The organism is Exiguobacterium profundum (assembly GCF_042652865.1).
In the GTDB taxonomy this organism is placed as follows: Bacteria; Bacillota; Bacilli; order Exiguobacteriales; family Exiguobacteriaceae; genus Exiguobacterium; species Exiguobacterium profundum.
In genome coordinates this window covers 232348-259001 of sequence record NZ_JBHSHG010000001.1, presented here as the reverse complement: position 1 = coordinate 259001, position 26654 = coordinate 232348, and the positions used below count along the sequence as shown (strand labels likewise).

General features: G+C 50.4%; 29 protein-coding genes and 1 other annotated feature. Of the genes, 6 read left to right on the top strand and 23 right to left on the bottom strand.

Annotated elements, in window-relative coordinates; genetic code table 11:
• The first annotated feature begins 208 nt into the window (after positions 1-208).
• Entirely contained in the window at positions 209-1069 is an 861-nt protein-coding gene (gene zupT / locus ACFO4U_RS01340; RefSeq protein WP_215244096.1) for a zinc transporter ZupT, read from the top strand.
• Between the two features lie 35 nt (positions 1070-1104).
• On the opposite strand, the gene ACFO4U_RS01335 is transcribed toward zupT, so the two are convergent.
• The gene (locus ACFO4U_RS01335; protein WP_074037467.1) at positions 1105-2877 is read right to left on the bottom strand and encodes a methyl-accepting chemotaxis protein; all 1773 of its coding nucleotides are present in this window, start codon (positions 2875-2877) and stop codon (positions 1105-1107) included.
• A gap of 180 nt (positions 2878-3057) precedes the next feature.
• Here ACFO4U_RS01335 and ACFO4U_RS01330 point away from each other — a divergent pair, with 180 nt between their 5' ends.
• Positions 3058-4209: an NAD(P)-binding domain-containing protein gene (locus ACFO4U_RS01330; protein ID WP_215244097.1), complete on the top strand. Its 1152-nt coding sequence runs from the start codon at positions 3058-3060 to the stop codon at positions 4207-4209.
• A gap of 25 nt (positions 4210-4234) precedes the next feature.
• Here ACFO4U_RS01330 and yajC read toward each other — a convergent pair whose 3' ends face one another.
• The 8 genes from yajC to ACFO4U_RS01290 all read right to left on the bottom strand — a co-directional run bounded on the left by yajC (position 4235) and on the right by ACFO4U_RS01290 (position 11793).
• Complete coding sequence (gene yajC / locus ACFO4U_RS01325) at positions 4235-4513, bottom strand: preprotein translocase subunit YajC (RefSeq protein ID WP_026826452.1); 279 nt, start codon at positions 4511-4513, stop codon at positions 4235-4237.
• Between the two features lie 84 nt (positions 4514-4597).
• Complete coding sequence (tgt, locus tag ACFO4U_RS01320; RefSeq protein ID WP_074037468.1) at positions 4598-5743, bottom strand: tRNA guanosine(34) transglycosylase Tgt; 1146 nt, start codon at positions 5741-5743, stop codon at positions 4598-4600.
• Positions 5740-6798 (bottom strand): tRNA preQ1(34) S-adenosylmethionine ribosyltransferase-isomerase QueA, encoded by a 1059-nt coding sequence (gene queA / locus ACFO4U_RS01315; protein ID WP_015881168.1) that lies wholly within the window; start codon positions 6796-6798, stop codon positions 5740-5742. The genes tgt and queA overlap by 4 nt, the downstream gene beginning before the upstream one ends.
• 3 nt (positions 6799-6801) lie before the next feature.
• Positions 6802-7803, bottom strand: a complete 1002-nt coding sequence (ruvB, locus tag ACFO4U_RS01310; RefSeq protein ID WP_078146571.1) for a Holliday junction branch migration DNA helicase RuvB — start codon at positions 7801-7803, stop codon at positions 6802-6804.
• 10 nt (positions 7804-7813) lie between these two features.
• The gene (gene ruvA, locus ACFO4U_RS01305) at positions 7814-8401 is read right to left on the bottom strand and encodes a Holliday junction branch migration protein RuvA (RefSeq protein ID WP_074037474.1); all 588 of its coding nucleotides are present in this window, start codon (positions 8399-8401) and stop codon (positions 7814-7816) included.
• Positions 8402-8494: 93 nt separating this feature from the next.
• The gene (gene nadA / locus ACFO4U_RS01300; protein WP_215244098.1) at positions 8495-9574 is read right to left on the bottom strand and encodes a quinolinate synthase NadA; all 1080 of its coding nucleotides are present in this window, start codon (positions 9572-9574) and stop codon (positions 8495-8497) included.
• A complete protein-coding gene (nadC, locus tag ACFO4U_RS01295) occupies positions 9537-10406 on the bottom strand; it encodes a carboxylating nicotinate-nucleotide diphosphorylase (protein WP_215244099.1) in 870 nt (289 codons plus the stop codon). The genes nadA and nadC overlap by 38 nt, the downstream gene beginning before the upstream one ends.
• The gene (locus ACFO4U_RS01290; protein ID WP_215244100.1) at positions 10360-11793 is read right to left on the bottom strand and encodes an L-aspartate oxidase; all 1434 of its coding nucleotides are present in this window, start codon (positions 11791-11793) and stop codon (positions 10360-10362) included. Before ACFO4U_RS01290 ends, nadC begins: the two co-directional genes overlap by 47 nt.
• Positions 11794-11888: 95 nt before the next feature.
• Between ACFO4U_RS01290 and ACFO4U_RS01285 the strand changes: the two genes are divergently transcribed.
• The 4 genes from ACFO4U_RS01285 to ACFO4U_RS01270 all read left to right on the top strand — a co-directional run bounded on the left by ACFO4U_RS01285 (position 11889) and on the right by ACFO4U_RS01270 (position 15114).
• On the top strand, positions 11889-13019 hold the full coding sequence (locus ACFO4U_RS01285) for a cysteine desulfurase family protein (protein WP_214691132.1): 1131 nt from the start codon (positions 11889-11891) through the stop codon (positions 13017-13019).
• On the top strand, positions 12997-13536 hold the full coding sequence (locus ACFO4U_RS01280; RefSeq protein ID WP_074037482.1) for a transcription repressor NadR: 540 nt from the start codon (positions 12997-12999) through the stop codon (positions 13534-13536). Before ACFO4U_RS01285 ends, ACFO4U_RS01280 begins: the two co-directional genes overlap by 23 nt.
• 107 nt (positions 13537-13643) lie before the next feature.
• The gene (locus ACFO4U_RS01275; protein ID WP_074037484.1) at positions 13644-14222 is read left to right on the top strand and encodes a DedA family protein; all 579 of its coding nucleotides are present in this window, start codon (positions 13644-13646) and stop codon (positions 14220-14222) included.
• 118 nt (positions 14223-14340) lie between these two features.
• On the top strand, positions 14341-15114 hold the full coding sequence (locus tag ACFO4U_RS01270) for an NUDIX domain-containing protein (RefSeq protein ID WP_074037485.1): 774 nt from the start codon (positions 14341-14343) through the stop codon (positions 15112-15114).
• A gap of 43 nt (positions 15115-15157) precedes the next feature.
• On the opposite strand, the gene ACFO4U_RS01265 is transcribed toward ACFO4U_RS01270, so the two are convergent.
• The 14 genes from ACFO4U_RS01265 to ACFO4U_RS01200 form a co-directional block, all read right to left on the bottom strand.
• Positions 15158-16423, bottom strand: coding sequence for a hemolysin family protein (locus tag ACFO4U_RS01265; protein ID WP_255344459.1), 1266 nt, complete (start codon positions 16421-16423; stop codon positions 15158-15160).
• A 49-nt stretch (positions 16424-16472) separates the two neighbouring features.
• Positions 16473-17762: a GTPase ObgE gene (obgE, locus tag ACFO4U_RS01260; RefSeq protein ID WP_015881157.1), complete on the bottom strand. Its 1290-nt coding sequence runs from the start codon at positions 17760-17762 to the stop codon at positions 16473-16475.
• Entirely contained in the window at positions 17763-18203 is a 441-nt protein-coding gene (locus ACFO4U_RS01255) for a Spo0B domain-containing protein (RefSeq protein ID WP_215244101.1), read from the bottom strand.
• Positions 18204-18269: 66 nt separating this feature from the next.
• Entirely contained in the window at positions 18270-18551 is a 282-nt protein-coding gene (gene rpmA, locus ACFO4U_RS01250; protein WP_015881155.1) for a 50S ribosomal protein L27, read from the bottom strand.
• A 12-nt stretch (positions 18552-18563) separates the two neighbouring features.
• Positions 18564-18899 carry a ribosomal-processing cysteine protease Prp gene (locus ACFO4U_RS01245; RefSeq protein WP_215244102.1) on the bottom strand — a complete coding sequence of 112 codons (336 nt, stop codon included), beginning with the start codon at positions 18897-18899 and terminating at the stop codon, positions 18564-18566.
• A 3-nt stretch (positions 18900-18902) separates the two neighbouring features.
• Complete coding sequence (rplU, locus tag ACFO4U_RS01240) at positions 18903-19211, bottom strand: 50S ribosomal protein L21 (protein WP_015881153.1); 309 nt, start codon at positions 19209-19211, stop codon at positions 18903-18905.
• Between the two features lie 15 nt (positions 19212-19226).
• Positions 19227-19300, bottom strand: a sequence feature (ribosomal protein L21 leader region).
• Positions 19301-19355: 55 nt separating this feature from the next.
• Complete coding sequence (locus ACFO4U_RS01235) at positions 19356-20681, bottom strand: ribonuclease E/G (RefSeq protein WP_215244103.1); 1326 nt, start codon at positions 20679-20681, stop codon at positions 19356-19358.
• Between the two features lie 43 nt (positions 20682-20724).
• Positions 20725-21582 carry a septum site-determining protein MinD gene (gene minD, locus ACFO4U_RS01230; protein ID WP_015881151.1) on the bottom strand — a complete coding sequence of 286 codons (858 nt, stop codon included), beginning with the start codon at positions 21580-21582 and terminating at the stop codon, positions 20725-20727.
• A gap of 5 nt (positions 21583-21587) precedes the next feature.
• Positions 21588-22256: a septum site-determining protein MinC gene (locus ACFO4U_RS01225; protein WP_240499796.1), complete on the bottom strand. Its 669-nt coding sequence runs from the start codon at positions 22254-22256 to the stop codon at positions 21588-21590.
• A 5-nt stretch (positions 22257-22261) separates the two neighbouring features.
• Entirely contained in the window at positions 22262-22756 is a 495-nt protein-coding gene (mreD, locus tag ACFO4U_RS01220; protein WP_049759982.1) for a rod shape-determining protein MreD, read from the bottom strand.
• Position 22757: 1 nt separating this feature from the next.
• Positions 22758-23648, bottom strand: a complete 891-nt coding sequence (gene mreC, locus ACFO4U_RS01215; RefSeq protein WP_047795500.1) for a rod shape-determining protein MreC — start codon at positions 23646-23648, stop codon at positions 22758-22760.
• 13 nt (positions 23649-23661) lie between these two features.
• Positions 23662-24699 (bottom strand): rod shape-determining protein, encoded by a 1038-nt coding sequence (locus tag ACFO4U_RS01210; RefSeq protein WP_074037493.1) that lies wholly within the window; start codon positions 24697-24699, stop codon positions 23662-23664.
• 198 nt (positions 24700-24897) lie between these two features.
• Positions 24898-25338: a hypothetical protein gene (locus ACFO4U_RS01205; RefSeq protein WP_215244104.1), complete on the bottom strand. Its 441-nt coding sequence runs from the start codon at positions 25336-25338 to the stop codon at positions 24898-24900.
• Positions 25339-25407: 69 nt separating this feature from the next.
• Positions 25408-26238, bottom strand: coding sequence for a DUF2785 domain-containing protein (locus ACFO4U_RS01200; protein ID WP_215244105.1), 831 nt, complete (start codon positions 26236-26238; stop codon positions 25408-25410).
• Positions 26239-26654 lie beyond the last annotated feature (416 nt).

Below are 26654 nucleotides of genomic sequence, written 5' to 3'. Positions count from 1 at the left end.
ACTATTTCCTTTCTAAACCACTGTTCTTGATAAAAACTTCTCTCGTTAACATTACAAATTTTCTAAACATTTATCAATCATTTTCCTAAAATTGTAACGACCTTCACGGATTGTTCGACTGAGTTTGCATATAAGACTAAATGTTGCGCATGGGCAAAACTTCATGTATGATGTAGCTAACATCAAAACATCAAAGGAGTCTTTCCATATGGACAGCACAGTTATTTATGCCTTTCTCCTTACTCTATTCGCCGGTCTAGCTACCGGGATCGGGAGTATGATCGCATTCTTTGCGAAACGGACGAACACGGCATTCCTCTCCATCTCGCTAGGATTTTCCGGAGGCGTCATGATTTACGTGTCGTTCATCGAGATTTTCCCGAAAGCGCTCGAGGAACTCGTCGGCGCACACGGAGAATATACGGGTACAATCTACACCGTCCTCGCATTCTTCGGTGGGATGTTCTTGATTGGTATGATCGATAAGTTCATTCCGAAAATGGAGAATCCACACGAAGTCAAGTTTGTCGAGTCGATGCAGAATGACCCGACAACACATGAACTCGCAACGACGACGACAAATGAAGTGGCTCCAATCAATCATCCAGAGGTACAAAATCGACTTAAAAAAATGGGGATTTTCATGGCACTCGCCATCGGGATTCACAACTTCCCAGAAGGACTTGCGACGTTCGTCTCGGCACTAGATGACCCGGCCGTCGGCTTAGCTATCGCAATCGCCATCGCCCTACACAACATTCCGGAAGGGATTGCCGTCTCCGTCCCGATTTATTATGCGACGGGCTCACGGAAGAAGGCGTTCAAGCTTTCGATGTTGTCAGGGCTTGCCGAACCAGCTGGAGCGGCCATCGGATTCTTGTTACTCATGCCGTTCTTGAGCGACACCGTCTTCGGACTCTTGTTCGCGGCGGTCGGTGGCATCATGGTCTTCATCTCGCTTGACGAATTGCTCCCTGCCGCCCGTGAATACGGACACGCCCATCATTCAATGTATGGAATGGTTGCTGGTATGATCGTCATGGCGACAAGTCTAATCCTATTAATGTAACGAGCAATGCCCTGACGCGCGCGTCAGGGCATTTATTATGTCGTTTTAAACACATGGACGACATCTTTTAATTCAGACGACATGTGACTCATCGTTTCAGCGATGCCGTTGATCTCTTGAATGGCGGCAAGCTGTTCTTCGACGTTCGCACCGGCTTCTTCGACGCTTCGCTGTGTCGAGACGGCGTTTGTCGACATATCTTCAACAGAGACGGCAACTTCAGTCGTATTGGCACTCACTTCTTCTGTTGCTGCCGCAATCTCACTCATTTGACGGGACGTCTCTTCGATGACCGATACGATCTCACGGAACGCCTCGGCCACTTCTCCCATTTGCGATACCCCATTCTCCACATGTACGCTCGATTCTTCGAACGCCGATTCGACTTGCTCCGTGTCACGTTGAATGTCGCGGACAACGGTCTGGATTTGAATGGCGGATTGTTTCGATTCCTCGGCGAGTTTCCGGACTTCAGCCGCGACGACGGCAAACCCTTTTCCGTGCTCACCCGCACGTGCTGCTTCAATCGCCGCGTTTAAGGCAAGCAAGTTCGTCTGTTCCGTGATCGCCGTGATCGAACGGGTGATTTTCTCGATTTCAAGCGATTGGTTCGATAGACGGTTCACCATCTGTTGAGTGAGCTCGTTGGCACGGCGAATTTCTTGCATCCGTTTCTCTGCCAATTGAACGGTCTCAAGTCCACCATTCGCCGCCTCAAGTGTATGTATCGTCTGCTCATTCACACCTTGTGAGGCCGCAGCGATTTGATTCAATCCATCCACCGCTTGATTGACGCCAATCGTCCCTTCTTCCGCTCGCTTCGAGGATCCTTGCGCAGCCACGTTCATCTCTTCGAACAACCGGGACACGCCTTGGGTCGTTGTCGCGACATGGTCTGTGCTTGCGTAAAGTTCTTCAGAATATGCAGTCACTTTGTCCGACGCTTCACCAACCCGACGAATCAAGCCGACCAGATTGTGCTTCATTTCATTGAACGCCGTAACCAGGTCTCCTAGTTCATCGTTTGAGGCGACCTCGATATCTTCTCCAGTCAAATCCCCTTCTGCCATGATGCGTGCTTGACGACCGAGTCGATTGATTGGTTTTAGGAAAAGCCGTTGTAGCGCAAGTAAGGACAGAATCCCGATCACGACACCACCAACACTGATGATGAGCATCCAAAGGATTGAACTTTCTGCATCTGCTTGTACCGCTTTCGTCTCAGACTCGAGGAGCTCCCCTTTATATTCGACAAGGTCGGTCACGGTCATGCGTACCCGATCCGTCGTCGGTGTCACACTCGTGTTGAGAACGGTTTTGAAGCCGATTTCGTCTTGTTGTTGACGAAGTTCGACGGCACGATTCATCTCACGGTCTAATAGCTCGTTAAATTTCTCCAAATCTCCCAACCAAGACAAGATCTTCTCATCTGAAGAAGATGCCTTGAGTGAAGCCATCAATTCGTCTCGTTGTTCTTGAACTCCCTGGAGACTGATGAGCGTCTTCGGATTGGCTACAAGCATATAGTAGTTCAAGTAGCGTTCGGCATCCGTCACCGCTAATGATAGATTCTCTGCAAGCAGCATTTCCTGCGTGCCTTCACTGAGGACCCGGTCATAGGCGGCAGTCGATTGTCTCAATTGATAAGATCCGAGCGCGCCGACAATGACGAGCGCAATGATCGTCGGAATGAGCGCGATGGACATACGTCGTCTCAGCGATGAGCGTCCTCTCTGTTTCGTACCACTTCGTTTTATGCTCCATCCTTTCCACTTCTTCATCTGGTTAAGCAATCGTTTCACGTCCATGTCATTCGTTCTCCTTCATCTCGGATTTCTTCTCAACTTGAGATTAGTGCAAACGTTTTCATTAATCAAATCGATTTTTCGAAATGAGGTGGATAAATTTTGAATCGGATTCGTTTTGACAAAAAGAAGTCATCTTTGTATACTTTAAATCGTAATTATTACGCTTTGAAAGGATTCTCTATGATTGTGGAAAATACGAAGTTATTAATCATTGGTGCTGGTGTACACGGAATGACCCTCGCCATCTCATATATGGAACAAGGCGGGTGCTTGGAGGATTTGATTATTGTCGACCGTCTCACTGACCCGTTATCGAACTGGAAACAACAAACTTCATCCATCTCTATGTCGCACCTACGTTCGACCCGAGTGCATCACGTTTCTTCGAATCCCCATGCGTTGAAACAGTTCGCCTCGCGCTATGCCTATCGTTCCAATCATTTCAAAGATACGTTCGGACGTCCATCGCTCGAACTGTTCAACGACCATGCCGAATCCTCATGGAACGCATATCGCCTTGATGAGCGGTTCCTCGGAAATGAACAGGTGATGACGCTCCGCAAAGATGGCGCACACTATCATGCCCGAACAAATCATCGCCTCATTATCGCGAACTCGGTCATTGTCGCGATCGGTCAATCGGAAAATGTCGTGTTACCTGAATGGGCCGACGAACAATGTCGACACGTGTTCGAAAAAGATCAATCGGATGAATCGGATCAAGTGACTGTCGTCGGCGGTGGCATCACAGCACTTCACTATGTCGTGAAGCGTGCCAATCAAGGTCACCGTGTCACCCTTGTGACGAGACGTCCGCTCGAAGTGAGTCAATTTGACGCCGATCGACAGTTCATGGGACCGAAAGGATTAGATGACTTCCATCGTCTAAAACAAGACTGGACGACAAAACGATCATTCATCGCCCGTGAACGAAAACCGGGATCGGCTCCGAACGATCTCGTCTTAAAAGTGAAGCGCCTCATACAGACGAACGCTGTGACGCACATCATCGGAGAAGTCGAGCGGGACAGTGGTTCGCTATTTGTAAACGGTGAACAACTTGCCGGAAAAGAAGTCGTCTGTTGTACGGGAATCAGACCTCATCCTGTGAAAGAGACATTTCTTCAGCCCGTGATCGAACAATTCAACCTACCTCTCACCCCATGTGGCACCCCTGTCCTGAATGAGCATCTTGAATGGACGCCTGGACTTTACTTGACCGGTCCTTACGCCGATTTGATCATCGGCCCGTTCTCAAGAGCCATCTATGGTGGACAAGAGGCCGCTCGTAGAATTCTCCCCCAACTTCTAGCCACACAAAAAAGCGTCTGACCATGATGGTCAGACGCTTACTTGCTTATTCCTCAAATGAGGCATTCGCTTTTTTCACGACTTCCGCAACTGCGCTTCGGTTGAAACGGAGAAGCGATTGATCGCATTTCAAAACGACATGTGTGTCTTCGATTTGATGAACGACGCCGTGTAAACCGCCGATTGTGACAACGCTGTCGCCACGCTCGAGGGCGTTTTGCATCGATTGTACTTCTTTTTGGCGTTTCGTCTGTGGACGAATCAAAAGGAAGTAAAATACGACGAAAATCAAGATCATTGGTAATAACGCAACGAGTGTTTCCATGAGTAACATTCACCCTTTCCTTCAATATCAGGTTCATTATACCGTGAAACTGAAGCATTGTCACACAATGTCCGACACGTTTCTTTAGAAATTCTTCGCATTCGGCTTGTTGTAGCCGTATTCTTCGAAGAACTCTTCTTTGAAATCGAGCAAGCGGTCTTCGCGAATCGCTTGACGAACCTGCTCCATCAACTTCACGAGGAAGTGAAGATTATGTGTCGTACACAAGTGAAGGCCAAACATCTCATCCGCTCGAATCAAGTGGTGGACGTACGCACGCGAGTAGTTCTTACACGTATGGCAGTCACACTTCTCATCGATTGGACCAAAGTCCGTCTTATATTTCGCTTGTTTGATCGTGACGCGACCTTTCGACGTCATGAGCGTTCCGTTTCGTGCGATGCGAGTCGGCAGAACGCAGTCGAACATGTCGATTCCGCGAATCGACCCTTCAATCAACGCATCCGGTGAGCCAACACCCATCAAATAACGTGGTTTGTTCTCTGGCATGAGCGGTGTCGTGAATTCGAGGGCACGATACATGACATCTTTTGGTTCACCGACCGAGAGACCACCGACCGCATATCCTGGGAAATCAAGAGAGACGAGGTCTTGGGCGCTTTGACGACGAAGGTCCTCATATTCTCCACCTTGGATGATGCCGAAGAGCGCTTGGTCTTCTGGACGTTCATGTGCCTCGAGGCAACGTTCCGCCCAACGGCTCGTCCGCTCGACCGACTTCTTCATGTATTCATGCGTCGCCGGATAAGGCGGACACTCATCGAACGCCATCATGATGTCCGACCCGAGCGCGTTTTGAATCTCCATCGCCTTTTCCGGTGACAAGAACAACTTGTCGCCGTTCAAATGGTTACGGAAATGAACGCCTTCCTCTTGGATATTTCGGAGGTCGGCAAGTGAGAACACTTGGAATCCACCCGAGTCCGTGAGGATTGCCCCGTCCCAGTTCATGAACTTATGAAGTCCACCGGCTTGTTTGATGACCTCATGTCCTGGACGAACCCAAAGGTGATACGTGTTCGACAAGATGATGTTCGCACCCATCGCCTTGACCTGTTCAGGTGCCATCGTTTTGACGCTCGCTTGCGTCCCGACCGGCATGAAGACCGGTGTCTCGAACGACCCGTGCGGCGTATGGACGATTCCGTGCCGCGCTCCGGTCTGTTTGCATGTGTGGATGTGTTCGTATGTGACTGCATGTTTTGTCATTTTGTTACTTCCTTCCTCGTGATGAGCATCGCGTCTCCAAAGCTGAAGAAGCGGTATCGTTCTGCGACCGCAGTCCGATAAGCGTGTAAGATGATGTCGCGCGTCGCGAATGCCGAGACGAGCATGACGAGCGTTGATTTAGGGAGATGGAAGTTCGTGATCAATCCATCGATTGCCTTTAACTCAACACCAGGGTAAATAAAGATATCCGTCCAGCCCGATGACTCGACGAAGTCCCCGTGATCTCGCATGATCGTCTCAAGCGTGCGCGTCGATGTCGTCCCGACCGCAAAGATGCGACCGCCATTCGCTCGAATCTCTCGAAGCGCAGCTGCCGATTCAGCCGACAACTCGAAATATTCACTATGCATCGTATGTTCCTCGATAGAATCAGCCGTCACCGGACGGAACGTCCCGAGGCCGACGTGAAGTGTGAGCGGGATCAACCGGACACCTTTCGCTTTGGCCGCTTCAAGCAGTTCCTCAGTGAAATGAAGACCGGCTGTCGGAGCGGCCGCACTGCCTCGTTCACGGGCATAGACCGTCTGATAACGGTCTTGGTCATCGAGTTGTTCGCGAATATACGGCGGGAGCGGCATCGTTCCAAGCTCGTCTAAAATCTCATAGAAGATGCCGTCATAGTCAAACTTGAAACGACGTCCACCTTCTGGGAGCTCCTCGACGCATTCTGCGCGGAGAAGGCCGTCCCCGAACTCAACGATGGAGCCGACACGAACTTTTTTCGCCGGTTTGACGAGTGCTTCCCATACATCATCTTCCGTCTGCTTCAACAAGAGCAGTTCGACTTTCCCGCCTGTTTCTTGCTTTGCCCCAAAAAGGCGTGCCGGTAAGACGCGCGAATCGTTGACGACGAGCGCATCCCCCTCGTTCAAATAATCGAGCACGTCACGGAAATGGCGATGCTCGATGTCCCCTGTCTCGCGGTCTAATACGAGCAAGCGTGAGCTTGTCCGATCGAGCAATGGGACTTGCGCAATCAACTCTTCTGGCAATTCAAAATCATAATCGTTTACGTTCAATTGAATGTCTTGCATATCTTACTCCTCTTCCTCTTCATAACCAAAATGCGACTTGGCAAACTGTGTGATCATCCGTCCTCGCGGCGTGCGCTGCAAGAATCCTTGTTGCAATAAATAGGGCTCGTAGACATCCTCAATCGTCTGAGCGTCCTCACCGATGGTCGCAGCGAGCGTCTCAAGCCCGACCGGTCCACCTCCGAACCGCTCCACCATGGCTCTCAGTAACCGATGATCGACTTCATCGAGTCCGAGCGCATCGACGTGTAGCCGGTCGAGCGCATCAGATGCGAGCACTGGATCGATTTCTTTCGTACCAGCCACTTGTGCGAAATCACGGACACGACGCAAGAGACGGTTTGCAACTCGTGGCGTCCCTCGTGAGCGTTTCGCAATCGCACCGCTCGCCTCCGGTGAAATCGAGAGACGGAACAACTGGGCCGTCCGGCTGACGATGGCCGCTAACTCATGTGTTTCGTAATATTCGAGCTTCAACGTGACGCCGAAACGGTCACGTAAAGGCGCCGACAACATCCCGGCCCGTGTCGTCGCCCCGACAAGCGTAAACGGTGGTAGGTCGATGCGGACGCTACGAGCCATCTCCCCTTGCCCATAGACGATGTCGAGACAGTAATCTTCCATCGCCGGATAGAGGATCTCTTCAATCGTCCGGCTCAAACGATGAATCTCGTCGATGAACAAGACGTCTCCCGGCTCGAGTGTCGAGAGGATTGCGGCCAAATCACCCGGTCGTTCAATTGCCGGTCCTGCTGTCGTCTTAATTCCGACGCCCATCTCGTTGGCGATGATTTGGGCGAGCGTCGTCTTCCCGAGTCCCGGGGGACCGTATAAGAGCACGTGGTCGAGCGTCTCACTACGAAGTTTAGCGGCCTGAATGAAGACCGACAAATTGCCTTTCGCCTTTTCTTGCCCGATATATTGCTCGAAGCGCTGCGGACGTAAGCTCCACTCTTCAGAGTCTTCATATTGCTGATGAGATTGTGACAACAATCGTTCGTCCATAGCTTCCTCCTTATTTCAGTAACAGCTGTAGCGCGCGTTTTATGTACGCGTCGGTCGTCAATATTTCTCCGCTCAATGCTTTGCGGACTTTTAGGATTTCCCGTTCAGAGTAGCCGAGCGCGACGAGCGCCTCACACGCCTCATCGAGTTCAGATGCACCTTGGGCGAACAACCCTTCGTTCGGCACGTAATCCGGTGCGAGCTCGGATAACTTCCCTTTCAAGTCGAGCGCCATCTGTTTGGCCGTCTTCTTGCCGACTCCCGGGAACTTCGTCAAATACTTCTCGTTCTCGGTTTCAATCGCATCGATCAACGCGTCGATATCGCCGGACGCGACGATGGCAAGCGCACCCTTTGGTCCGATCCCGCTCACGCTGAGGAGTTTATTGAACAGCTCACGCTCACGACGTGACCGGAAACCGTATAACGTCTGTTGGTCTTCACGCACATAATGATGCGTAAACACGATTACATGTTCGTCTTGTTCACGATAAAAAAACGGGTTAGGCACATGTACTTTGTAGCCGACGCCCGAGACATCTAACGTTATATATTCCGCACACACATAGGCGACGGGTCCTTTTACGAATTCAATCACGATGTACTCTCCTTTTTGGTCGGAAAAACTGCATTTATTGTACCATAATGGGCGACACGAAAAAAGGACAGGCGTTTACCTGTCCTGAAGCGATTACCGTGCAAGCATTCGTTCAAGTGCGCGTTTCGACCACTCTGTCGTCTCATGATCGACGCGAATGACGTTCACAGGGTCCGTCTCGAGTGACTCGAGCGCCCAGAGAAGATGTGGCAAGTCGATTCGATTCATCGTGAGGCACGGACACATGAATGGGTTCAACGAGACGATATCAAGATGTGGGTACGTTGCCGCCAACCGGTTGACGAGGTTCATCTCCGTTCCGACCGCCCACTTCGTCCCAGGTGCACTCGCATCAATCTTGTCGATGATATATGACGTCGATCCCGCCTCGTCTGCCAATTGGACGACGTCAAACGTACACTCCGGATGGACGATGATGCGACGATCCGGCTCACGGTCACGGAACGCCTGAATTTGCGATACTGTGAACTTCTCATGGACAGAACAGTGTCCCTTCCATAAGATGACTTTCACTTGCTCGTATTCGCCTTCTGAGACCAATTCTTCACGGAGCGGATCCCAAACAGCCATCGCCGCGAGCGGAATGCCGAGGTCGAACGCCGTGTTCCGCCCGAGATGCTGATCGGGTAGGAACAAGATGCGTTCACCTGCCTCAAGCGCCCACCGGACGATTTCATGGGCGTTCGACGATGTGACGGTCGCCCCACCGTGACGACCAACGAACGCTTTGATGGCCGCTGTTGAATTGACGTATGTAATCGGGATGATGTCCTCTCCAAATCGTTCCGTCAGTTCTTCCCAAGCAATCTCCGTCTGATCGATATCGGCCATGTCTGCCATCGAACAGCCGGCACGCATATCAGGTAAGACGACAATCTGGTCGTCCCGTGTCAACATGTCTGCCGTCTCTGCCATGAAGTGGACACCACAAAAGACGATGAATTCGGCTTCGCTCATCTGTTCTGCGAGTCGTGCGAGCTGGAGCGAATCTCCTGTCGCGTCCGCGAATTGAACGACCTCGTCTTTTTGATAATGATGGGCCGGTAAAAAGAGACGAGTCCCGAGTCGGTCTTTGACCGCCTGAATCCGAGTCTCCATCTCCTCCACTGACAGGTTAGCGTACGTCGGTGGGAGTGTTCCGAGTAGTTGCATCTTTCATTCCTCCTTGTAAATTCAAACTGCAATCAAGCGCGCGGACCGAATGAGTCAATTGACCGAGCGAGATGACATCGATGCGAATGCCTCGATAATCGTCAATCGTGTCGAGCGTGATTCCACCAGACACTTCAATTTTGATGTGCGTCGGTATATGACGGACCCAGTCCCTCAATTCATCTGGCGTCCGATTATCAAGCATCACGATGTCCGGATCGGCTTGAACCGCCTCCATCAGATGTTCGAATGACTCGATTTCGATTTCAATCGGGGTCGTATGACCGACACGCTCACGCGCGACTTGAATCGCGTTCGTTACACCACCCAGTGCGACGATATGATTGTCTTTGATCATGATGGCGTCATCGAGTCTTAAACGGTGATTGTATCCCCCACCGACACGTACGGCGTACTTCTCAATCATCCGAAGTCCCGGAGTCGTCTTCCGTGTATCGGTCACGTGTATCGAGTCATCATCTAGCGCATCGATGCACTGCTTTGTCATCGTCGCGACTCCACTCGCATGTTGGATGACATTCAACAGCACACGCTCCGTCTCTAAAATTGCGCGTGTCTTTCCTCTCAAGACGACGAGCTCGTCTCCAGGGACAACCGCTCTCCCGTCTTCTTGGCAAAAGACCAATTCAAGCCGCTGCATAGTTGCCAGCTCTTCTACGATTGGCTTCCCACAGAAAATGCCCTGTTCTTTGGCAACAATCGTTGCGATCGACTCGTCCTGTGCATCAATCAGCGCACTCGATAAGTCCCCATAACCGATATCTTCAATCAAGAACTGACGTAGCTGTTCGCGTAGGTATATCGTGTTCATCATACCGCTCCATTTCGAGGATGCTTTGCGCGAGAAGACGCGCCGCATCGAGTTGTAAAGTTTGTTCACTTAATTGTCTTGTCACGTGTTTCGTCATGGTCAACGTTTGGGTATTTTGTAAGAAACCTTTCAATTCATCAAGACTTGGTGAAATCGTCAACCATCTTCCAATTTGAGCACGGAACGCTTGAAACGCCAAAGGTGAGATGTCGTACACCAGCGTCTCCTTCGTCACCATGGCCGTCCTATTCAAACGCACCGCCCGCGCGACTCGTTTTCCAAATACCCAACATTCTAAAAGTGAGTTCGAGGCTAAACGATTCGTCCCATGTATGCCCGCATCCGCCACTTCACCGACGGCATATAATCCGTCAACGCCTGTCCGTCCCATATCATCCACTTCGATTCCACCCATATGAAAATGGAGACCTGGACGTACCGGAATGCGGCGAGGATCAATCCTAAGTTTGTCACATGTCAATGCAAGTTTTGGAAACCGTTCACGAAGCCGTGTCACGTTTGTCGTATCGAGATAGACCGTTCCCATCCGTTCTGTCAGTACCCGTGCCACGTCATCTCGAGGCGCGAGACTCCCGAGCGGATGATGCGCCATCACGTGATTCCCTTCGTCATCAACGAGCGTCGCTCCGGCTCCCCGGAGCGCTTCGGTCACGAGGTGAGGCGTTTCGGTCGCCAGTAAGGTGGGGTGAAATTGGATCCGCTGTAAATGTGTCAGCTTGGCCCCACATCGATTTGCCAGAACGAGACCATCACCGGTCACGGTACGCGCGTTTGAAGTCCAATCGATCAGCCCACCGATGCCACCTGTCGCCAATACGACAGCGCCGGCTTCAATTCGAATGGGCACTTCATCACGAAACGCCATCGCGCCGACGACTTTCCCGTCTTTCGTAATGAGATCGTGCACGAGCACCCGTTCCAATACGTTCACGTTATCAGGCATCGACTGACGCAATTGCCTCATGACATGACGTCCCGTCTCGTCGCCACCGACATGAAAGATCCGATTCAATCGGTGTGCGCCTTCTCGTCCGAGGGCATAGCCGCCCTCTTCATGATCGAACCGGACACCGAATCGTTCCATTTCTCCAATCGCTTGACGCCCTTCTTCTACGAGAATGTCGACGCGCTCAGCACACGATGTGTTTTTAGAAGCGAGCATTGTGTCTTCTTTATGGGCCGTACTCGATTTCTCAAGATACGCGCTCGCAATCCCGCCTTGTGCCAAATCGGAGTTGCTTTCTGTCATCTCACCTTTTGAGACGAGAAGAATGGAGAATGATTTTGATAGATGCAAAGCCGTTGCGACGGCGGCAAGTCCCGTTCCGATAATCAAAATGTCAGTTTTCTCTATGTGTAAAGACAATTGTATATCACCTGTTTTTCATATGTAATGTTGACTTGTAAACTAGTTTCGCATAATTTTGTGTAGAAGACAACATGAGAAAAGGGGAGTCCATGATGAACCGCTACTTCGACTACGCCGCTACACACCCGATGACGCATGCAGCATTAGACCATTACGTGGCGATGGCCAAAAACGTTTATGGGAACCCATCATCACTCCATACCCAAGGTTATATGGCAGAAGATTATTTGACAGAAGCAAGACGCTTAATCAAACAGGCGCTCGGTCTTGATATGTTACGAGGAAAATTATTATTCACTGGGAGTGGATCGGAGAGCAATTACATCGCACTGACAAGTTTACGTAAACGGATGAAGGGCAAAGAAGTGATCACGTCTTGGCATGAACATGATTCGGTCGCCCTCTTACTTGAAGAGTGGGAACGGGAAGGAATAATCGTTCATCGGTTGAAACTGAAGGATGGGAAGTTTGATTTAGATGCATTCACACACCTACTCGACCGTGACATCGGGCTCGTCACGCTCCAGCATGTCAATTCCGACACAGGCTGGGTGTTACCGCTCCACCACATCCAATGCCTCTTGAAATATAAGAAAATCCTCTTCCATGTGGACGGGGTCCAGGCACTCGGGAAAATCCCGATTTCTGTCGAAGGCATTGATGCCTATTCGTTCAGTGCTCACAAAGTAGGTGGACCGAAAGGAGTCGGCGCCCTCTACATGGAACGTCTGATTCCTCCCCCATACTATCCGGGGCATCATCAATACGGGATTCGTCCCGGAACGATTGACGTTCCTGGAATCAGTGCCTTTGCAAAAGCACTCGGAGAACGTCAGGAACAATTGACACGTTTTCAGAGAAATTTCATGGCGTTTCGTGCTATCTTGAAAGAGAAGACGTCAGCGCATGTCCATTGGCTCGAGTTTGATGAACAAAGTCCCGCCATTTTCTCCTTCGTCTCCCATCAACGCGACGGACAATGGTGGATGACCGAGCTCGACGATCTCGGGTTCCAAGTATCGGCTGGGTCGGCATGTCGAGCAGGTCAAAATGGACCAAATCGCATGCTCGAAGCACTCGGATATGAGACGAGCGCCTGTCATGGACTCGTCCGCATTTCCTTCGGCGCGCAAACGACCGCCGAAGACACATCGGCCCTCGCCGATGCCATCGTCATTTTAGCAAGGAGAGTCGAACATCATGAACAAACGTTTAGCCGGTGAAGAACGCCGTCGCACACTATTACAATTGATTGAATCGAGCAATGAGCCAATCACAGGATCTGAACTGGCAAGACATGTATCCGTCAGTCGTCAGGTCATCGTCCAAGACCTATCGTTGCTAAAAGCGAAAGGCCATCAAATCGTCGCGACCGCTCGTGGGTATGTCTACTTGCATGGAGACCTCACCCCCTCCACCTATTCGAAAAAGGTAGCCTGTCGTCATACGGCAGAAGAGATGGAGACAGAGATGAACGCCATCGTCGATGAAGGGGTCACCATCAAAGACGTCATCATCGACCATCCTGTATACGGGTCTATCACGGGACAACTCATGGTGAAGAGTCGCCGCGACGTCCGCGCCTTCCTCGAACGAGTGAAGACGCATGGGGCTTCCCCGCTCTCCCAGTTGACGGGTGGCTTCCATATCCATACGCTCGAATCAGACCATAAAGAGGCAATCGATGCTGCGGTAAAAGAATTGGACCGCCTCGGGATTCTCGTATCCGAATTAGATTGAAGAGACGTCACGAATATGTGACATCTCTTCTTTTTCTTTTCAGTCATGTCCGTTATACTGATGGATGGAACATCTTTCCTGAAATCATTTGAAAGGAGGGCTACGTTTTGAACGTCCTCGAGCATCTACTCGCCGTCTGTGGGGTCTTCAGCATTCCCATCGGTATCTTGGTTCAATTCATCCCGAACGAACTCGTTCTCGCATACGGAGGCTTCCTCGTCGACTCGCATGACGCGCCCTTCTTCCTGACGTTCCTACTGGCGTGGGTCTCCTTCACGCTCAGCCAAATCGGTCTGTACTGGATCGGTCGATATGGTGGGCGTCCCGTCGCGCTCAAACTGTATCGGTATTTTCGAATTCGGCAAGACAAGCAACTCCGGGCCGAGCGCTGGTTTGAGAAATACGGTGCATGGATCGTCTGTCTCAGCCTGTTTTGGCGTCAATTATTCGCCGTGAGCGCCGGGGTGATGCGTCTATCGTTCCGTAAGTTTTTGTCGGTGACGACCTTGATTTTCGCCGTCTGGTCATTCATCTTCATCCATGTCGGGATGATGCTTGGTAGCAACTGGCGCATGATCGGTCACTTCATGGACGATGTCATCCCCTTCTTGGCTCTTGCTGTCGGGATTATCCTCGTCGTTCGACATGTTCGTCAGCAACCAAAACGTGTGAAAGAATCAGCTTAACTGAAGCTGATTCTTTTTTGTTGGAAAGGGAAACGCTAATATCTGTCGAATAAGAACCATGTAAGCGAATCGCGGTCATATATATAGGACACCGCACAACGAAAAAGGAGGAATCATCATGTTCCATCGCCGTAAAACGTATACGATTCGACCTGAACGCCTGCAAGAATTCACCGACTTTTTCCATACATACATTTATCCGATCCAGGCGTCGCATGGCGCCCGCCTCGTCGGACGCTGGGTGACCGAAGACAAGTCCGAGGTCATGGCATTATGGGAATACCGGGACCGTGAACATTATGAGCAAGTCGAACGGGACTATCGGGGCAGCGCCTTACGACGGGAAGCGATGAAGAAGCGGGCCCGACTAGGCAAAGATTTGTATATCAAGTCGAGTGAAGAATTCATGATGCCGACCGGTCACTATACGCCACCCCGCACCATCGTTTCTGTGACGGCGTACATTACGAACGAAGCAGGTGAAGTTCTCCTCGTCAAAAATATGCATCGGAACGATTCGTTTGAAATGCCTGGCGGACAAGTGGAAGAACATGAGTCCATCGTGGATGCCATCCATCGTGAAGTACGCGAAGAGACCGGTGCGGAAATCAAAGTAGAAGGGATCACCGGGATTTATCAAAACGTGTCGTCCCGCGTCCTCTGTGTCACCTTCCGCGCCACTTATGTATCAGGTGACCTCAAACCGCAGGCTGGCGAGACACAGGAAGTTGGATTCTATAAAGTTGACGCAAGCAACGTCGGCGACTACATCAAACGAGAGCATTTCCAGATGCGCTTCCTCGATGCCATGGACCCGACCTATATGCCTTACGCCATTTATAAAGTACGACCATATGAACTGATTGAGCGCATTGAACGCCAATCCGTATGACGCAAAAAGGGATGATCCGCTATGTGCGAATCATCCCTTTTCTTTATGCTTCTTGCATGTCTTCTTGTTGAGATTGTCCAGTCTCCACTAACAGTTTCCGGACACGGCGTTTCTCCACATGGAGAACGGTGAACGTCATGTCTTGATACGTGACTTGTGCACCTTTCTCCGGGATGTCACCGAGCAATTCAACGAACCAACCGCCCATCGTGTTGGAATCGACGTCTGGTTCTGCAATCCCCATCTCTTCCGCGAATTCATCAACGTTCATGTCAGCCATACACTCATAGACCCCTTCACGGAGACGTCTGAGATAGACGACGGATTCGTCGTGCTCATCCCAGATGTCGCCGACGAGTTCTTCAAGCATGTCTTCTAACGTGATGAGACCCGCCGTGCCCCCGAATTCATCGAGGACGACAGCCATGTGAGATTGTTTTTGCTGGAGAATCGGAAGTAGTTCAATCAATTTCGTCTGCGGTGACACGTACGTGAGCGGTCGGATGAGCGAACGGACATCCGTCACTTCATCCTTCATCATCGAACGCAAGAAGTCACGTTCCGACAAGACACCGATGACGTTGTCAATCGAGTCTTTGTAGACCGGTAAACGCGAATGTCCACCACTGAAAATCGTGTCTTTGATTTCATCGAGCGAATCGTCGATGTCGACGGCCAGAATATCGATTCGTGGCGTCAGCACATCATCGACCGTAATATCGTTGAAGGCAAAGGCGCTATGGACGAGCTCTGCTTCCGTCTCTCCGAGCACACCTTCCTCTTCTCCCATATCGACGAGCACTTTCAACTCTTCTTCGGTGACGGATGGCTCCTTGTCTTTCATCCCGATCATCCGCAGCGTCAACTTCTTCAAGCCGGTGAAAATCATCGTCACCGGTTTGAGGACTTTGACGAGGAACACAAGGATTCCACTGATGAGAAGCGAATACTTCTCCGCAAACTCTTTCGCGAGCGATTTCGGTAAAATCTCACCGAAAATCAAGATGATGACCGTCGTCGCGAACGTTGACACGAGAAGACCGGTTCCCCCACTGAAAATAGATGTGGCGATGGCGGTCGACACCGTCGCCGAACCGATGTTGACGATGTTGTTCCCGACGAGAATCGTCGAGAGGGTATCATCAAAACGGTCGACGAGACTGAGGACACGTTTTGCGGCTTTATCACCATCTTCCGCCATCCGAATCATCCGGACCCGGTTCACACTCGAGAGCGCCGTTTCTGCCGATGAGAAAAACGCTGACAACATGACGAGAACTACATATAGAATTAAACTTGACGAGGGCACAGGGTCCACGTTAGCTTCACACTCCGTTTCTTCTTAACAAATAATTTTTTTATTCCACAAACTCGAATTCGAAGTCGAGGATTGCCACGACACTACCGTCCTCGGCACCCAACTTACGAAGATCGTCATCGACGCCCATTTGACGCATTTGACGAGCAAATCGTTTGATTGACTCATCATGGTCAAAGTTCGTCATCTTGAAGAGTTTCTCGATACGAGGGCCCGTGATCACGAAGCGATCGTATTCATCGATGTGGATTTGATAGCCTTTCTCTTCCTTCTCATAACGATACACGACACGAGGCGTCGCTGTCTTCTCTTCGAGCTCATCGAGTGGGAATTCTGGTGTCGTATCGACAAAGTTAGCCACTTCGATCAACAAGTTACGAAGACCGTCTTGAGCGAGTGCTGAGATCGGGAAGACTTTGACATCGTCCCCTACCTTCTTCTTGAACTCTTCAAGATGTTCCGCTGCGTCCGGCATATCCATTTTGTTCGCCACGACGACTTGTGGACGCTCGAGGAGACGTAAGTTGTACGACTCGAGCTCACGGTTGATCGTCGTGTAGTCTTCGAACGGGTCGCGCCCTTCCATACCACTCATATCGATCATGTGAACGATAACTTTCGTCCGTTCGATATGGCGAAGGAACTGGTGACCGAGACCGACGCCTTGGCTCGCCCCTTCGATGAGACCTGGAAGGTCGGCCATGACGAAACTACGGTCGTCCGCTGTCTTGACGACACCGAGGTTCGGTGTGATCGTCGTGAAGTGGTACGCACCGATTTTCGGGCGTGCCGACGAGACGACAGAGAGAAGCGTTGACTTCCCGACAGACGGGAATCCGACGAGACCGACGTCTGCGAGGAGTTTCAACTCGAGACGCAACTCACGTTCTTGACCTGGTTCCCCGTTCTCCGCGATTTCCGGAGCCGGGTTGGCAGGCGTCGCAAAACGACAGTTCCCGCGACCACCACGACCGCCTTTGGCGATCGTCGCTTGTTGGCCGTGCTCGGTCAAGTCTGCGATGACGGTATCCGTTTCGGCATCGAACACGATCGTGCCAGGTGGGACCTTGACGATGAGCGGTTTCGCTTTACGTCCGTGCATCCCTTTTGACATCCCTTTTTCGCCATCATGGGCGATAAACTTCTTCGAATAGCGGAAATCAACGAGCGTCCGCAATCCTTCCTCTACTTCAAAGATGACGTCCCCACCGTGACCACCGTCACCACCTGCAGGACCACCGTCTGGAACGTATTTCTCGCGACGGAAAGCGACCATCCCTTTTCCGCCGTCTCCAGCTTTTACAAAAATATTAACCTGATCGACAAACATTTATTTCCCCTCCTTTATGTGAAACGTAGTGGTATCTACGTTCTGTTCGTACACATCGGCTGATGCCTTCACATCGTCCGGGATAGCGCCCGTGACGCGAACCATCAGTCCGTCCGTGAACGTCACATGAATCGGCCCATCCGTGTTGTCTAACAAGCGGACAAGCATCTCTGCCACTCGCGCGTCATCGATGGCGAGTTGGTCGGTTGAAATCGTATACGTCATCCGTCCCTCCCAATTCGCTTGAATCACGACTAGGCTCGTCTGTGGCACGTTCAAACGAACGAGCGCACTCTCTTCGTCGGCCTGTTTCCGATAGCGTTCGTAAAGTTCCTCGAGCTTAGTCGGATCGAGAGCCACATAGAGCGAGATCAATTGAAGCCGATTCATCCATTCGTGACGGACGGTCGATAAGAGCTCGAGTGTCTGTTCTGAATCCATTTGATCCTCTCCTAGAAAAAAAGACTCTAACCAAATAAGTGGCTAGAGTCTTCTGCGTCGTTCAACTTACGCGACTGGGTAAACGCTCACTTGTTTCTTGTCGCGACCAAGACGCTCATAGCGTACTACGCCGTCAACTTTCGCAAACAAAGTGTCGTCGCCACCACGGCCAACGTTTTCACCTGGGTGAATCTTTGTACCGCGTTGGCGGTAAAGGATTGATCCAGCTGAAACTGTTTGTCCGTCAGCGCGTTTTGCACCGAGACGTTTCGAAATTGAGTCACGACCGTTTTTAGTCGAACCAACTCCCTTTTTCGAAGCGAAGAACTGAAGGTTCAATTGTAACATGAGGTCCACCTCCTATTGTTCAATTTGGATATATTCACCGTAGCTTTGGGCGACCGTGTCTAACTGCACGAGCATCCCTTCTAATAACAGTTGGGTGCGTTCCATATCCTGCGGTGATAAGTCAGGATACGTCTCGACATAAAAGTAACCACCCTCTGTTTGATCTGCCATTTCTACAAGAAGCGATTGACCTGCAAGCGTTTCGACGGCGTTATAGGCACCAAAGATGATGGCTGAAACACCGGCGCACACCAAGTCAGAACCAGGTTCTGCAAAATTGGCATGACCAGTCACTTCGACGGAGCGAATCGACTTCGCCTCGTCTCGTCTTACCTTGACCCGAATCATAGCTTACGCTTCGATTTTCTCGATGCGAACTTTCGTGTAAGGCTGACGGTGACCTTGCTTACGACGGTAGTTTTTCTTAGCTTTCATTTTGAAGACAGTGATTTTCTTAGCGCGGCCGTGTTTTACCACAGTACCGACAACTTTAGCGCCTTCTACGAGTGGAGCGCCGACTTTAACATCGTCACCACCAACGAAAAGAACCTCACCGAATTCTACAGTACCTTCGACATCAGCATCGAGTTTTTCGATGTAGATCTCTTGACCTGCTTCAACTTTGATTTGCTTACCACCTGTTTTGATGATTGCGTACATATACGTGCACCTCCTTGTTAAACTCAGACTCGCCATCCTGGGCAGGGCAAAAACCTTTAAAAACCCGTTCTGTGCGGTTGTAGCCATTTGGGTGCTTCCAAACGAACTAACGTTATAGATAATACCATTCTCAATTAATCATTGTCAACGACGAGATAAGAAATTCTGACATTCTTCGGACGTCCCATAAAAGACGAACTCCGGCTCCCCTTCGACGAGGTGCACCTCGATGTCAAATCCGTGCCAAGAAGCGTCATGCCACTTCTTAGGGAGTGCGAGCACGACCGCTTCGTATTGATCATTCAAATCAAGGAGCGACCGTTCAAACTGTGAGAAGATGGCCAATTTTGAAGGCTTGCCGGCATGAAACATCCGGTCTTGAATCGAGCGACCGGTCCGTTCTCGCGACAGCTCGAACAGCCCCATCCGTGTGAAGCCGTACACTTCGACACGTCGTGGGTCACGCGCCCCGAGTTCTTTCATCTTTTTAAGGAGACGGGTCTGCCCTTCCTTTGAACCTCGTAAGAAATCGATGATGACCATGCCGCCGATATTTCGCAGGCGCAACTGCTCCATGATTGAATAGAGCGCGGCTTCATTGATGGTATCGGCCGCACGCCCCTTATCTTTGACGGCGACATTTTTGCCACTGTTCACGTCGATGACGGTCATCGTCTCGACTTGTTCGATCAAGACGAACGCCCCACCATCCAACCAGACGGCACGACTCTCAAGTTTCTCGATGGCTCCATCGAGACGTTTCGCTTCAGGCATCCGCCCTTTTCCGATATGACGTTTCACCGGGACATCCAATCGTTCGAGTCGCGTTTGCCCTTCTTTGTCATTCAACAGCACGGACTCGACTGCATGACGTCTCACGAATTGTTCGCATAGTAGCTCGTCTTGCCCGAACCGTTGCTCGATCACTATGGTCGAACGGTTACGCAATCGATTCAGTTCTTCCTGTAACGCTTCCGGGGCCACTTGTCCGGCTTCCGTCCGAAATAAGACCCCTTCCTCTTCCTTTAAGTCGAGCGCCTTTGAGAGGCGGTCCTGCGTGACGAGGTCGAGTTTCCGGCTGAAAAGTTGCCGACGTCCAAATGGGAAATACACAAGATATCGCCCACCGAATCGAATGTTCTCTGTCACTTTATGATGCTTGCCGTTGATTCCTTCTTTTGTCACTTGGACGAGTCGCTTTTCTCCGACGACTGCCGCTTGCCCGATGGCGGGCACTTCCGGATACGAGGCGAGCGCACGGAGCGTCTCTGCGATCGGGAGAAAGTATGTCGTCTCCCCATCCGTCAAAAAGGCTGCCCCGAGTGACGGGTGGATCCTTTCAATTGCGGCTTCGACGATGGTCCCGACAGACAGTTGGTCGACAAACCGTTCCTCGACTTCGAGTAATCGTTCGCCGTCCACGAGCATCGCCCGTTCGATGGAAGGTGTTCGTTCGTAGATTAGCTTCATCTGCATCACTCCTTTCGACAGAAAAAGGCAACTTCCGTTGCCTTTACGCTTTTTTCATTCCAAATTTCATCATGAGTCGTGCCCAGAAGCCGACCGGTGCCGTCTCCGTCTGAATCGACATGAGCGGGACCGATTCGCCAAGAATACGGCGCGTTATGTTCCGGTAAGCCTGTCCGGCATAGTTATCCGGATTCATCGTGACCGGGACACCGCGGTTCGCGGCTGCGATGACTTCCTCATCGTCGATGACGACACCGAGTAAGTCAATCGACAGGATGCGCATGATGTCATCGATGTCGAGCATGTCGCCCGATTCGACGAGATGGTTCTTGACTCGGTTGACTATCAGTTTCGGCGCATCGATATGTTCCGCTTGCTCGAGCATCCCGATGATTCGGTCTGCATCTTGAACCGCCGCCTTTTCAGGTGTCGTGACGACGATCGCCTCATCCGCACCGGCAATCGCGTTCATGAACCCTTGCTCGATTCCAGCAGGACAGTCAATCAAGACGAAATCATATTCCGTCTTCAACTGGTCAACGATTTCTTTCACTTGTTCAGGATTCACTGACGTCTTGTCTTTCGACTGTGCGGCCGGGAGTAAATACATCTCCTCGAAGCGTTTGTCGCGGACGAGCGCCTGATTCAACTTACATTGACCCGTGATGACATCGACAAGGTTATAAATGCTCCGGTTGTCGAGACCGAGAATGATATCGAGGTTACGCAATCCGATATCTGTATCGACGAGACAGACCGAGTGTCCAGACAAGGCGAGCCCCGTCCCGATGTTGGCGGTCGTCGTTGTCTTGCCGACGCCCCCTTTTCCTGATGTCACGACGATGGCTCTGCCGTTTTTAACTTCTTTTTCTGTATGTACAGGCTCCACTACTTGCTCCATTCCACTCACCCTCTCTGTAATTCCATTGCATATGCGTCTTTCAGACCTGTCATGACGTGGCGGAGACGTGTCATCTCAATCCCATCACTCGTCTGATACGCACAACCCATCTCAATCTCAGGAAGTTCTTCCCCGTCATCGGCTGTGAGTACATGTTCGCCGATTGCTAAAAACTTCGGATGGAGCAGGCTCGCGGTGATGACCGCTTCTTCCCATCCTTCGACACCGGCGCGTACATTTCCTCGTATCGTCCCTAAACAATAAATACTTCCTGTCGCCCGGACCTCTGACCCAGGATTGATATCCCCGATCACGAGCACAGAACCGTCAAACGTCAAGACTTGCCCACTCCGAATCGTCCCGCTGTGATAGTGGAATGTCTTTCTGCCGTACGTCGCTTTCGCTTCTTCTGTCAACATGACATCGCTCGACAAGTCTTCAATATAAAAAACGCCATGACGAGCGACGACCTCACGAATTTGACGTGACAGCTCCTCGTCAATATAACGAGTACCCGCGTGCAACTTCAGGGCAATCTTTCCGGACGGCGGCTCCATTTCTTGTAATGTCGCTTCTAAGTCCGTAAGCACCTCGTCGATGCCACTCTTCGGATTGAAGTGAATGGCAATGCCGTTGCGATGTCCTTTAATCGTAATGTGTCGTTTACGCTCCATCATGGCTACCCTCTTTTCGCAACAGGGCGTGTCGTCACATAACGCGTCATCGGATAATAAAGAATCACGATGGCGATGGCATTGACGAGCATCGTCCCTGGAATCTGTTCAACCAATAGTGTTTGAATCGTCATCAACGTCCCACCAATCGCCGCCATGATCCCGTAAATCGCAAAGGTGAAAACGAGAATCATAAACGTGAACGTAATGGTGACGGAGAAGAAGTTCTCACCTATATATTTTAACACGAAGCTGGCTAAGAGAGGAATGAGTGAAAAAGTAAATACATAGATTCCAATCAGGTCGGTGTAGACGATATCATACAGCAGTCCGAAGACAAGCCCAAACCCGAGTGCCGTCTCCCATCGACCGTACAGACTGACAAACATCAACCCGATCAGCGTCAACAAAAGAAACGGCGTGGCGTAGTGCCAAGAAAAAATCGATGCCCATGTTCCTTCAATAAGAAAAAGGAGGAACAGGGCGATGAACACTTTCATGTTACTCACCCGCTGCTCCTCCTTCCTCGGGACCCGTTAAAAACGGTTCGTCTAGTGTCCGATCAATCACGTACATTTGTGAGAACTCATTGAAGTCGGCCTCCGGTTTAATCCGGGCGACTTGTGAGACGCCATATTCATCCGTCTCGATCGATTCGATCGTACCGATGACGAGTCCAGCCGGATAACGTCCACCGAGTCCGGACGTCGATACGATTTCTCCTTCTTTCAGCTTGACGCTATTCGATACTTTCGTGAAGAACAATTCATTCGTCTCCGTGTCGAATCCGTCTACCGTCCCATACGTCGGTTTGCCGTCCGCATCTTTGACCACAGCCGAGACGTTGTTCGTCCGGTTGTTGTCGCTGAGCAGTTGAACTTGCGACGTATAAGCACTCGTCTGAATGACACGACCGACCATCCCGCTCGCTGCGGTCACGGCCATGCCCTTTTCAACGCCGCGTTCTGAACCGACGTTGATGGTGACGTAGCGTTGCCAATCGTTCGGTGTCCGACCGATGACCTCCGCCGGAATGAGGTCGAAGTCACGTAACGACTCGTCTCTTGCTTCGACCATCTTTCGAAGCTCCTCATTCTCACGGCGCAAATCATCCGCTTCAACCGATACCTCGGCGTACTTCGCCAAATGTTCTTTCAGCTGGCGGTTCTCTTCGTAGATATCGCGGACATCTGAGATGGACGAGACCGTTGAGTCCATCCACCCGATTGGTACCGCGAACACTCGCTGGAACGTGCCGACCACATCACGCGTGACATCTTGGTACCAGGCTGATTCCGATCGTCCTCGAATCGAAACACCTAAAATGACGAAAAACAAGATCAGTACAATTAGCGTGATGATGAGCTTTTTATTACGTACGAATCGGCTCATCGTGTCTCACCTCTCATCGACGTGACGAGATGCCTGATTTCGAACGGAGGACGTCCATCATTTCAAGAGATTTTCCAGTCCCGACCGCTACGCAGTCGAGTGGCTCATCCGCAACGAGTGTCGGGATGTGTGTCTCGTCTGAGATCACGTCGTCCAAGTTTTTGAGGAGGGCGCCGCCGCCAGTCAAGACGATTCCGCGGTCCATAACGTCAGCCGCAAGTTCTGGAGGAGTTTGCTCAAGCGTTTGTTTGACCCCTGCTAAAATCGCTTCGACTGTATCAGAAAGAGCTTCACATACTTCTGCAGACGTGACTTCGATTTGTTTTGGAAGTCCTGTTACGAGATCGCGACCACGGATTTCCATCTTCTCCGCTTCGTTCGATGCATCGATGCGCGCCGAACCGACTTCCATTTTGAGCGTCTCAGATGTACGCTCCCCGATCATGAGGTTGTACTTGTTCTTGATGTAACGAATAATGGCATCATCCATTTCGTCACCACCGACACGAATCGATTGGCTTGTCACGATGCCGCCGAGTGAGATCACTGCGACTTCGGTCGTACCGCCACCGATATCGACGACCATCGAGCCAGTCGGTTCCCAAACTGGGAGACCTGCACCGATTGCTGCCGCGAACGGTTCTTCGATTGTGTATGCTTCACGAGCGCCTGCTTGTTTCGCAGCGTCTTCCACGGCACGTTTTTCAACAGACGTGATACCGCTTGGGACACAAATCATGACGTTCGTCTTCGATGAGAACAAACCGCCTTTTGATTTTTGAGCTTGCTCCATGAAGTATTTGATCATCGTCGCTGTCGTTTCGAAGTCAGCGATGACGCCGTCTTTCATCGGACGACGTGCAGAGACGTTCCCCGGAGTACGTCCAATCATATCTTTGGCCTGGTTACCAACGGCCTCAATTCTACCTGTATCTGTGCGGAACGCCACGACGGACGGTTCACGAACAACAATTCCTTGACCCTTTACATAAACGAGCGTGTTAGCCGTTCCAAGGTCGATTCCGATTTCTCGGTTAAAACTACGAAACATAGGTGTTGCTCCTCTCTTCATTACACTATTTTTTATTATAACGGAAAAATCATGTTTGAAAACGTTCATTCGATTACAGGTTATTTACAATAACCGCATCTCAGTCCTGTCTCACCGTCTATTAGTTTGCCTTCTTTTCGGCAAAAAGGCAAATCAAAAAAGCAGACGTAAGTGAGCGTCTGCCTAAGGAGAGAACGGTTACAATCCCGGTTGGAGCGGAAGCAGTAACATCGCTCCGTAAAAGAATACCGAGAAAATCAACACCGGCCGAAAGAAGCAGGATGGCTTGAGTCGGGTCGCTCCTGCCAAAAAGCTCGATGTCGTCACGACGAAAAGGTAGATTCCAATGTACATGAGCAGGAGGCGGACGAGTACCGTCCAGATGCCGAGTTGATTGAGTTCATTGAAAGAGAGCACGATCATACTGAGATAAGCGATGAGCGATAGAACTCCTACGCCAACACCGACGAGCGGCGAGACGCGGTCGAGCCAGTGGTCCTGATCGAACCTCATAAATAGCGCTGTGCTCACAAATAAAAACAGGATGAACACAACGATCGAGAAGATGGTTGGTTCTAGATGTATGTAACTCACAAAAAGCGATAATCCGACCATCAGTATCCAAATTATTTTTTCCATAAAAACACCTCATTTGTTTTCTAATCAACATCTTGATTCGATTAGAGAAAACTACTTTAATTGATCACATCACAACTTTTTCAGTGTGACGAGAATAGATTGTTGGATCAGGTCATGCCGCTGCTCTTCGTTTAAACGGACATACAGACTCTTCAAGAATGTTTTCACATTATGGACGACGTACCAATATTTTTCCTCATCAAGATGTTGCTTGCATTCTTCTAAGTGATGTGGAAGCTGCTCTACATGGCGATGAATGACTTCAGAATCCATCCCTCGTTCGAGTAAACGTAGGAGCGGATTGATGAGACGTTCGTCTTCATCATGCGCCAATACCTCAGAACGCATGAATTGATTGATAATGACGTGGAAGAGTTCCGGAAATGACGCTGGATCCAGTTTCGGATTTGCGATCAGTTCGTCCACCGCATCTGCCGCGTGGGCAATCGAATGGGCCCATCCCTTGCCATTCACATAACCTCTTGTATCTCTCTCGAGCTGAAGATATCGAATCAAACCTTCTGCTGCCTTCCGGAATTGGTCTTCTGTCAAAAAGTCCTCTTCAACGTCTCGATGCAGAATCAAAGCCATCAATAGAGTCGTGAAAGCTCTCGTGAAGACAGCGTCCGACTGCGTTTCCTCAATTCTATGAAACAAAAGAGCATGCAAGGACGTCTCAAGGAGTTCACTCATCTTGTCGAAATCGATGTCTTTTTGTTCGATGATGAGGCGAAAGAACATCGTGTATATGAGTCGATCACGGAGTTCGCCGTCCGGTGACCCGATATGCTGAACCATGCTGGTGAGAATGGCTTCTTTGTTTTTTTCGTAATACGTCAAATCCCCATCTTTCATCATCTGAAGGGCTTCTTTTAATTCGTTTTCCGACAGTACATTCATATGCGTACACCGCTTTGATTCATCATCTACTCTTTAGCCAAATGACAGTTTAAATAGCGCTGTTCATTCAGACCTTTCATTCGGATGTTGTGATGATCCTTCTTCTCCGGAATAGATCATCCACAAACTCAACATCAAACAAATCAATCCGCCCAGACCAGTCGTGATCAAAGACAATTGCTCACTAAAAAAGGATTTACTGACTGCTAAGAAAAGAAGAAACCCCCATCCGATCACATTCCATATCGTAATACGCGACAAATTAGACACCTCCCGTGCGCAAAGTAATTCATAATCATTTCTGCTCTCTTCGAATTTTACATCTCCACTTATCATTTTCCAACTATATCCAAAATTTAATGAGGTACCAGTTCTCTCGTAAACACAAAAAAGCAGACATCACGATGCCTGCTCTC

Bases quoted from the DNA above. Each gene is read 5' to 3' on its own strand.
- ACFO4U_RS01210 (WP_074037493.1), bottom strand. From the start codon at position 24,699: ATGTTTCGTAGTTTTAACCGAGAAATCGGAATCGACCTTGGAACGGCT.
- ACFO4U_RS01255 (WP_215244101.1), bottom strand. From the start codon at position 18,203: ATGGATTCAGAACAGACACTCGAGCTCTTATCGACCGTCCGTCACGAA.
- ACFO4U_RS01245 (WP_215244102.1), bottom strand. From the start codon at position 18,899: ATGATTCGGGTCAAGGTAAGACGAGACGAGGCGAAGTCGATTCGCTCC.
- ACFO4U_RS01235 (WP_215244103.1), bottom strand. From the start codon at position 20,681: ATGAAGCTAATCTACGAACGAACACCTTCCATCGAACGGGCGATGCTC.
- mreD (WP_049759982.1), bottom strand. From the start codon at position 22,756: ATGAAAGTGTTCATCGCCCTGTTCCTCCTTTTTCTTATTGAAGGAACA.
- ACFO4U_RS01205 (WP_215244104.1), bottom strand. From the start codon at position 25,338: ATGGAAAAAATAATTTGGATACTGATGGTCGGATTATCGCTTTTTGTG.
- ACFO4U_RS01335 (WP_074037467.1), bottom strand. From the start codon at position 2,877: ATGGACGTGAAACGATTGCTTAACCAGATGAAGAAGTGGAAAGGATGG.
- ACFO4U_RS01285 (WP_214691132.1), top strand. From the start codon at position 11,889: ATGAACCGCTACTTCGACTACGCCGCTACACACCCGATGACGCATGCA.
- nadC (WP_215244099.1), bottom strand. From the start codon at position 10,406: ATGAACACGATATACCTACGCGAACAGCTACGTCAGTTCTTGATTGAA.
- rpmA (WP_015881155.1), bottom strand. From the start codon at position 18,551: ATGTTACAATTGAACCTTCAGTTCTTCGCTTCGAAAAAGGGAGTTGGT.
- mreC (WP_047795500.1), bottom strand. From the start codon at position 23,648: ATGAGCCGATTCGTACGTAATAAAAAGCTCATCATCACGCTAATTGTA.
- minD (WP_015881151.1), bottom strand. From the start codon at position 21,582: ATGGAGCAAGTAGTGGAGCCTGTACATACAGAAAAAGAAGTTAAAAAC.
- ruvB (WP_078146571.1), bottom strand. From the start codon at position 7,803: ATGGACGAACGATTGTTGTCACAATCTCATCAGCAATATGAAGACTCT.
- nadA (WP_215244098.1), bottom strand. From the start codon at position 9,574: ATGCAACTACTCGGAACACTCCCACCGACGTACGCTAACCTGTCAGTG.
- obgE (WP_015881157.1), bottom strand. From the start codon at position 17,762: ATGTTTGTCGATCAGGTTAATATTTTTGTAAAAGCTGGAGACGGCGGA.
- queA (WP_015881168.1), bottom strand. From the start codon at position 6,798: ATGCAAGACATTCAATTGAACGTAAACGATTATGATTTTGAATTGCCA.
- ACFO4U_RS01330 (WP_215244097.1), top strand. From the start codon at position 3,058: ATGATTGTGGAAAATACGAAGTTATTAATCATTGGTGCTGGTGTACAC.
- ACFO4U_RS01280 (WP_074037482.1), top strand. From the start codon at position 12,997: ATGAACAAACGTTTAGCCGGTGAAGAACGCCGTCGCACACTATTACAA.
- rplU (WP_015881153.1), bottom strand. From the start codon at position 19,211: ATGTACGCAATCATCAAAACAGGTGGTAAGCAAATCAAAGTTGAAGCA.
- ACFO4U_RS01270 (WP_074037485.1), top strand. From the start codon at position 14,341: ATGTTCCATCGCCGTAAAACGTATACGATTCGACCTGAACGCCTGCAA.
- ACFO4U_RS01225 (WP_240499796.1), bottom strand. From the start codon at position 22,256: ATGGAGCGTAAACGACACATTACGATTAAAGGACATCGCAACGGCATT.
- tgt (WP_074037468.1), bottom strand. From the start codon at position 5,743: ATGACAAAACATGCAGTCACATACGAACACATCCACACATGCAAACAG.
- ACFO4U_RS01200 (WP_215244105.1), bottom strand. From the start codon at position 26,238: ATGAATGTACTGTCGGAAAACGAATTAAAAGAAGCCCTTCAGATGATG.
- zupT (WP_215244096.1), top strand. From the start codon at position 209: ATGGACAGCACAGTTATTTATGCCTTTCTCCTTACTCTATTCGCCGGT.
- yajC (WP_026826452.1), bottom strand. From the start codon at position 4,513: ATGGAAACACTCGTTGCGTTATTACCAATGATCTTGATTTTCGTCGTA.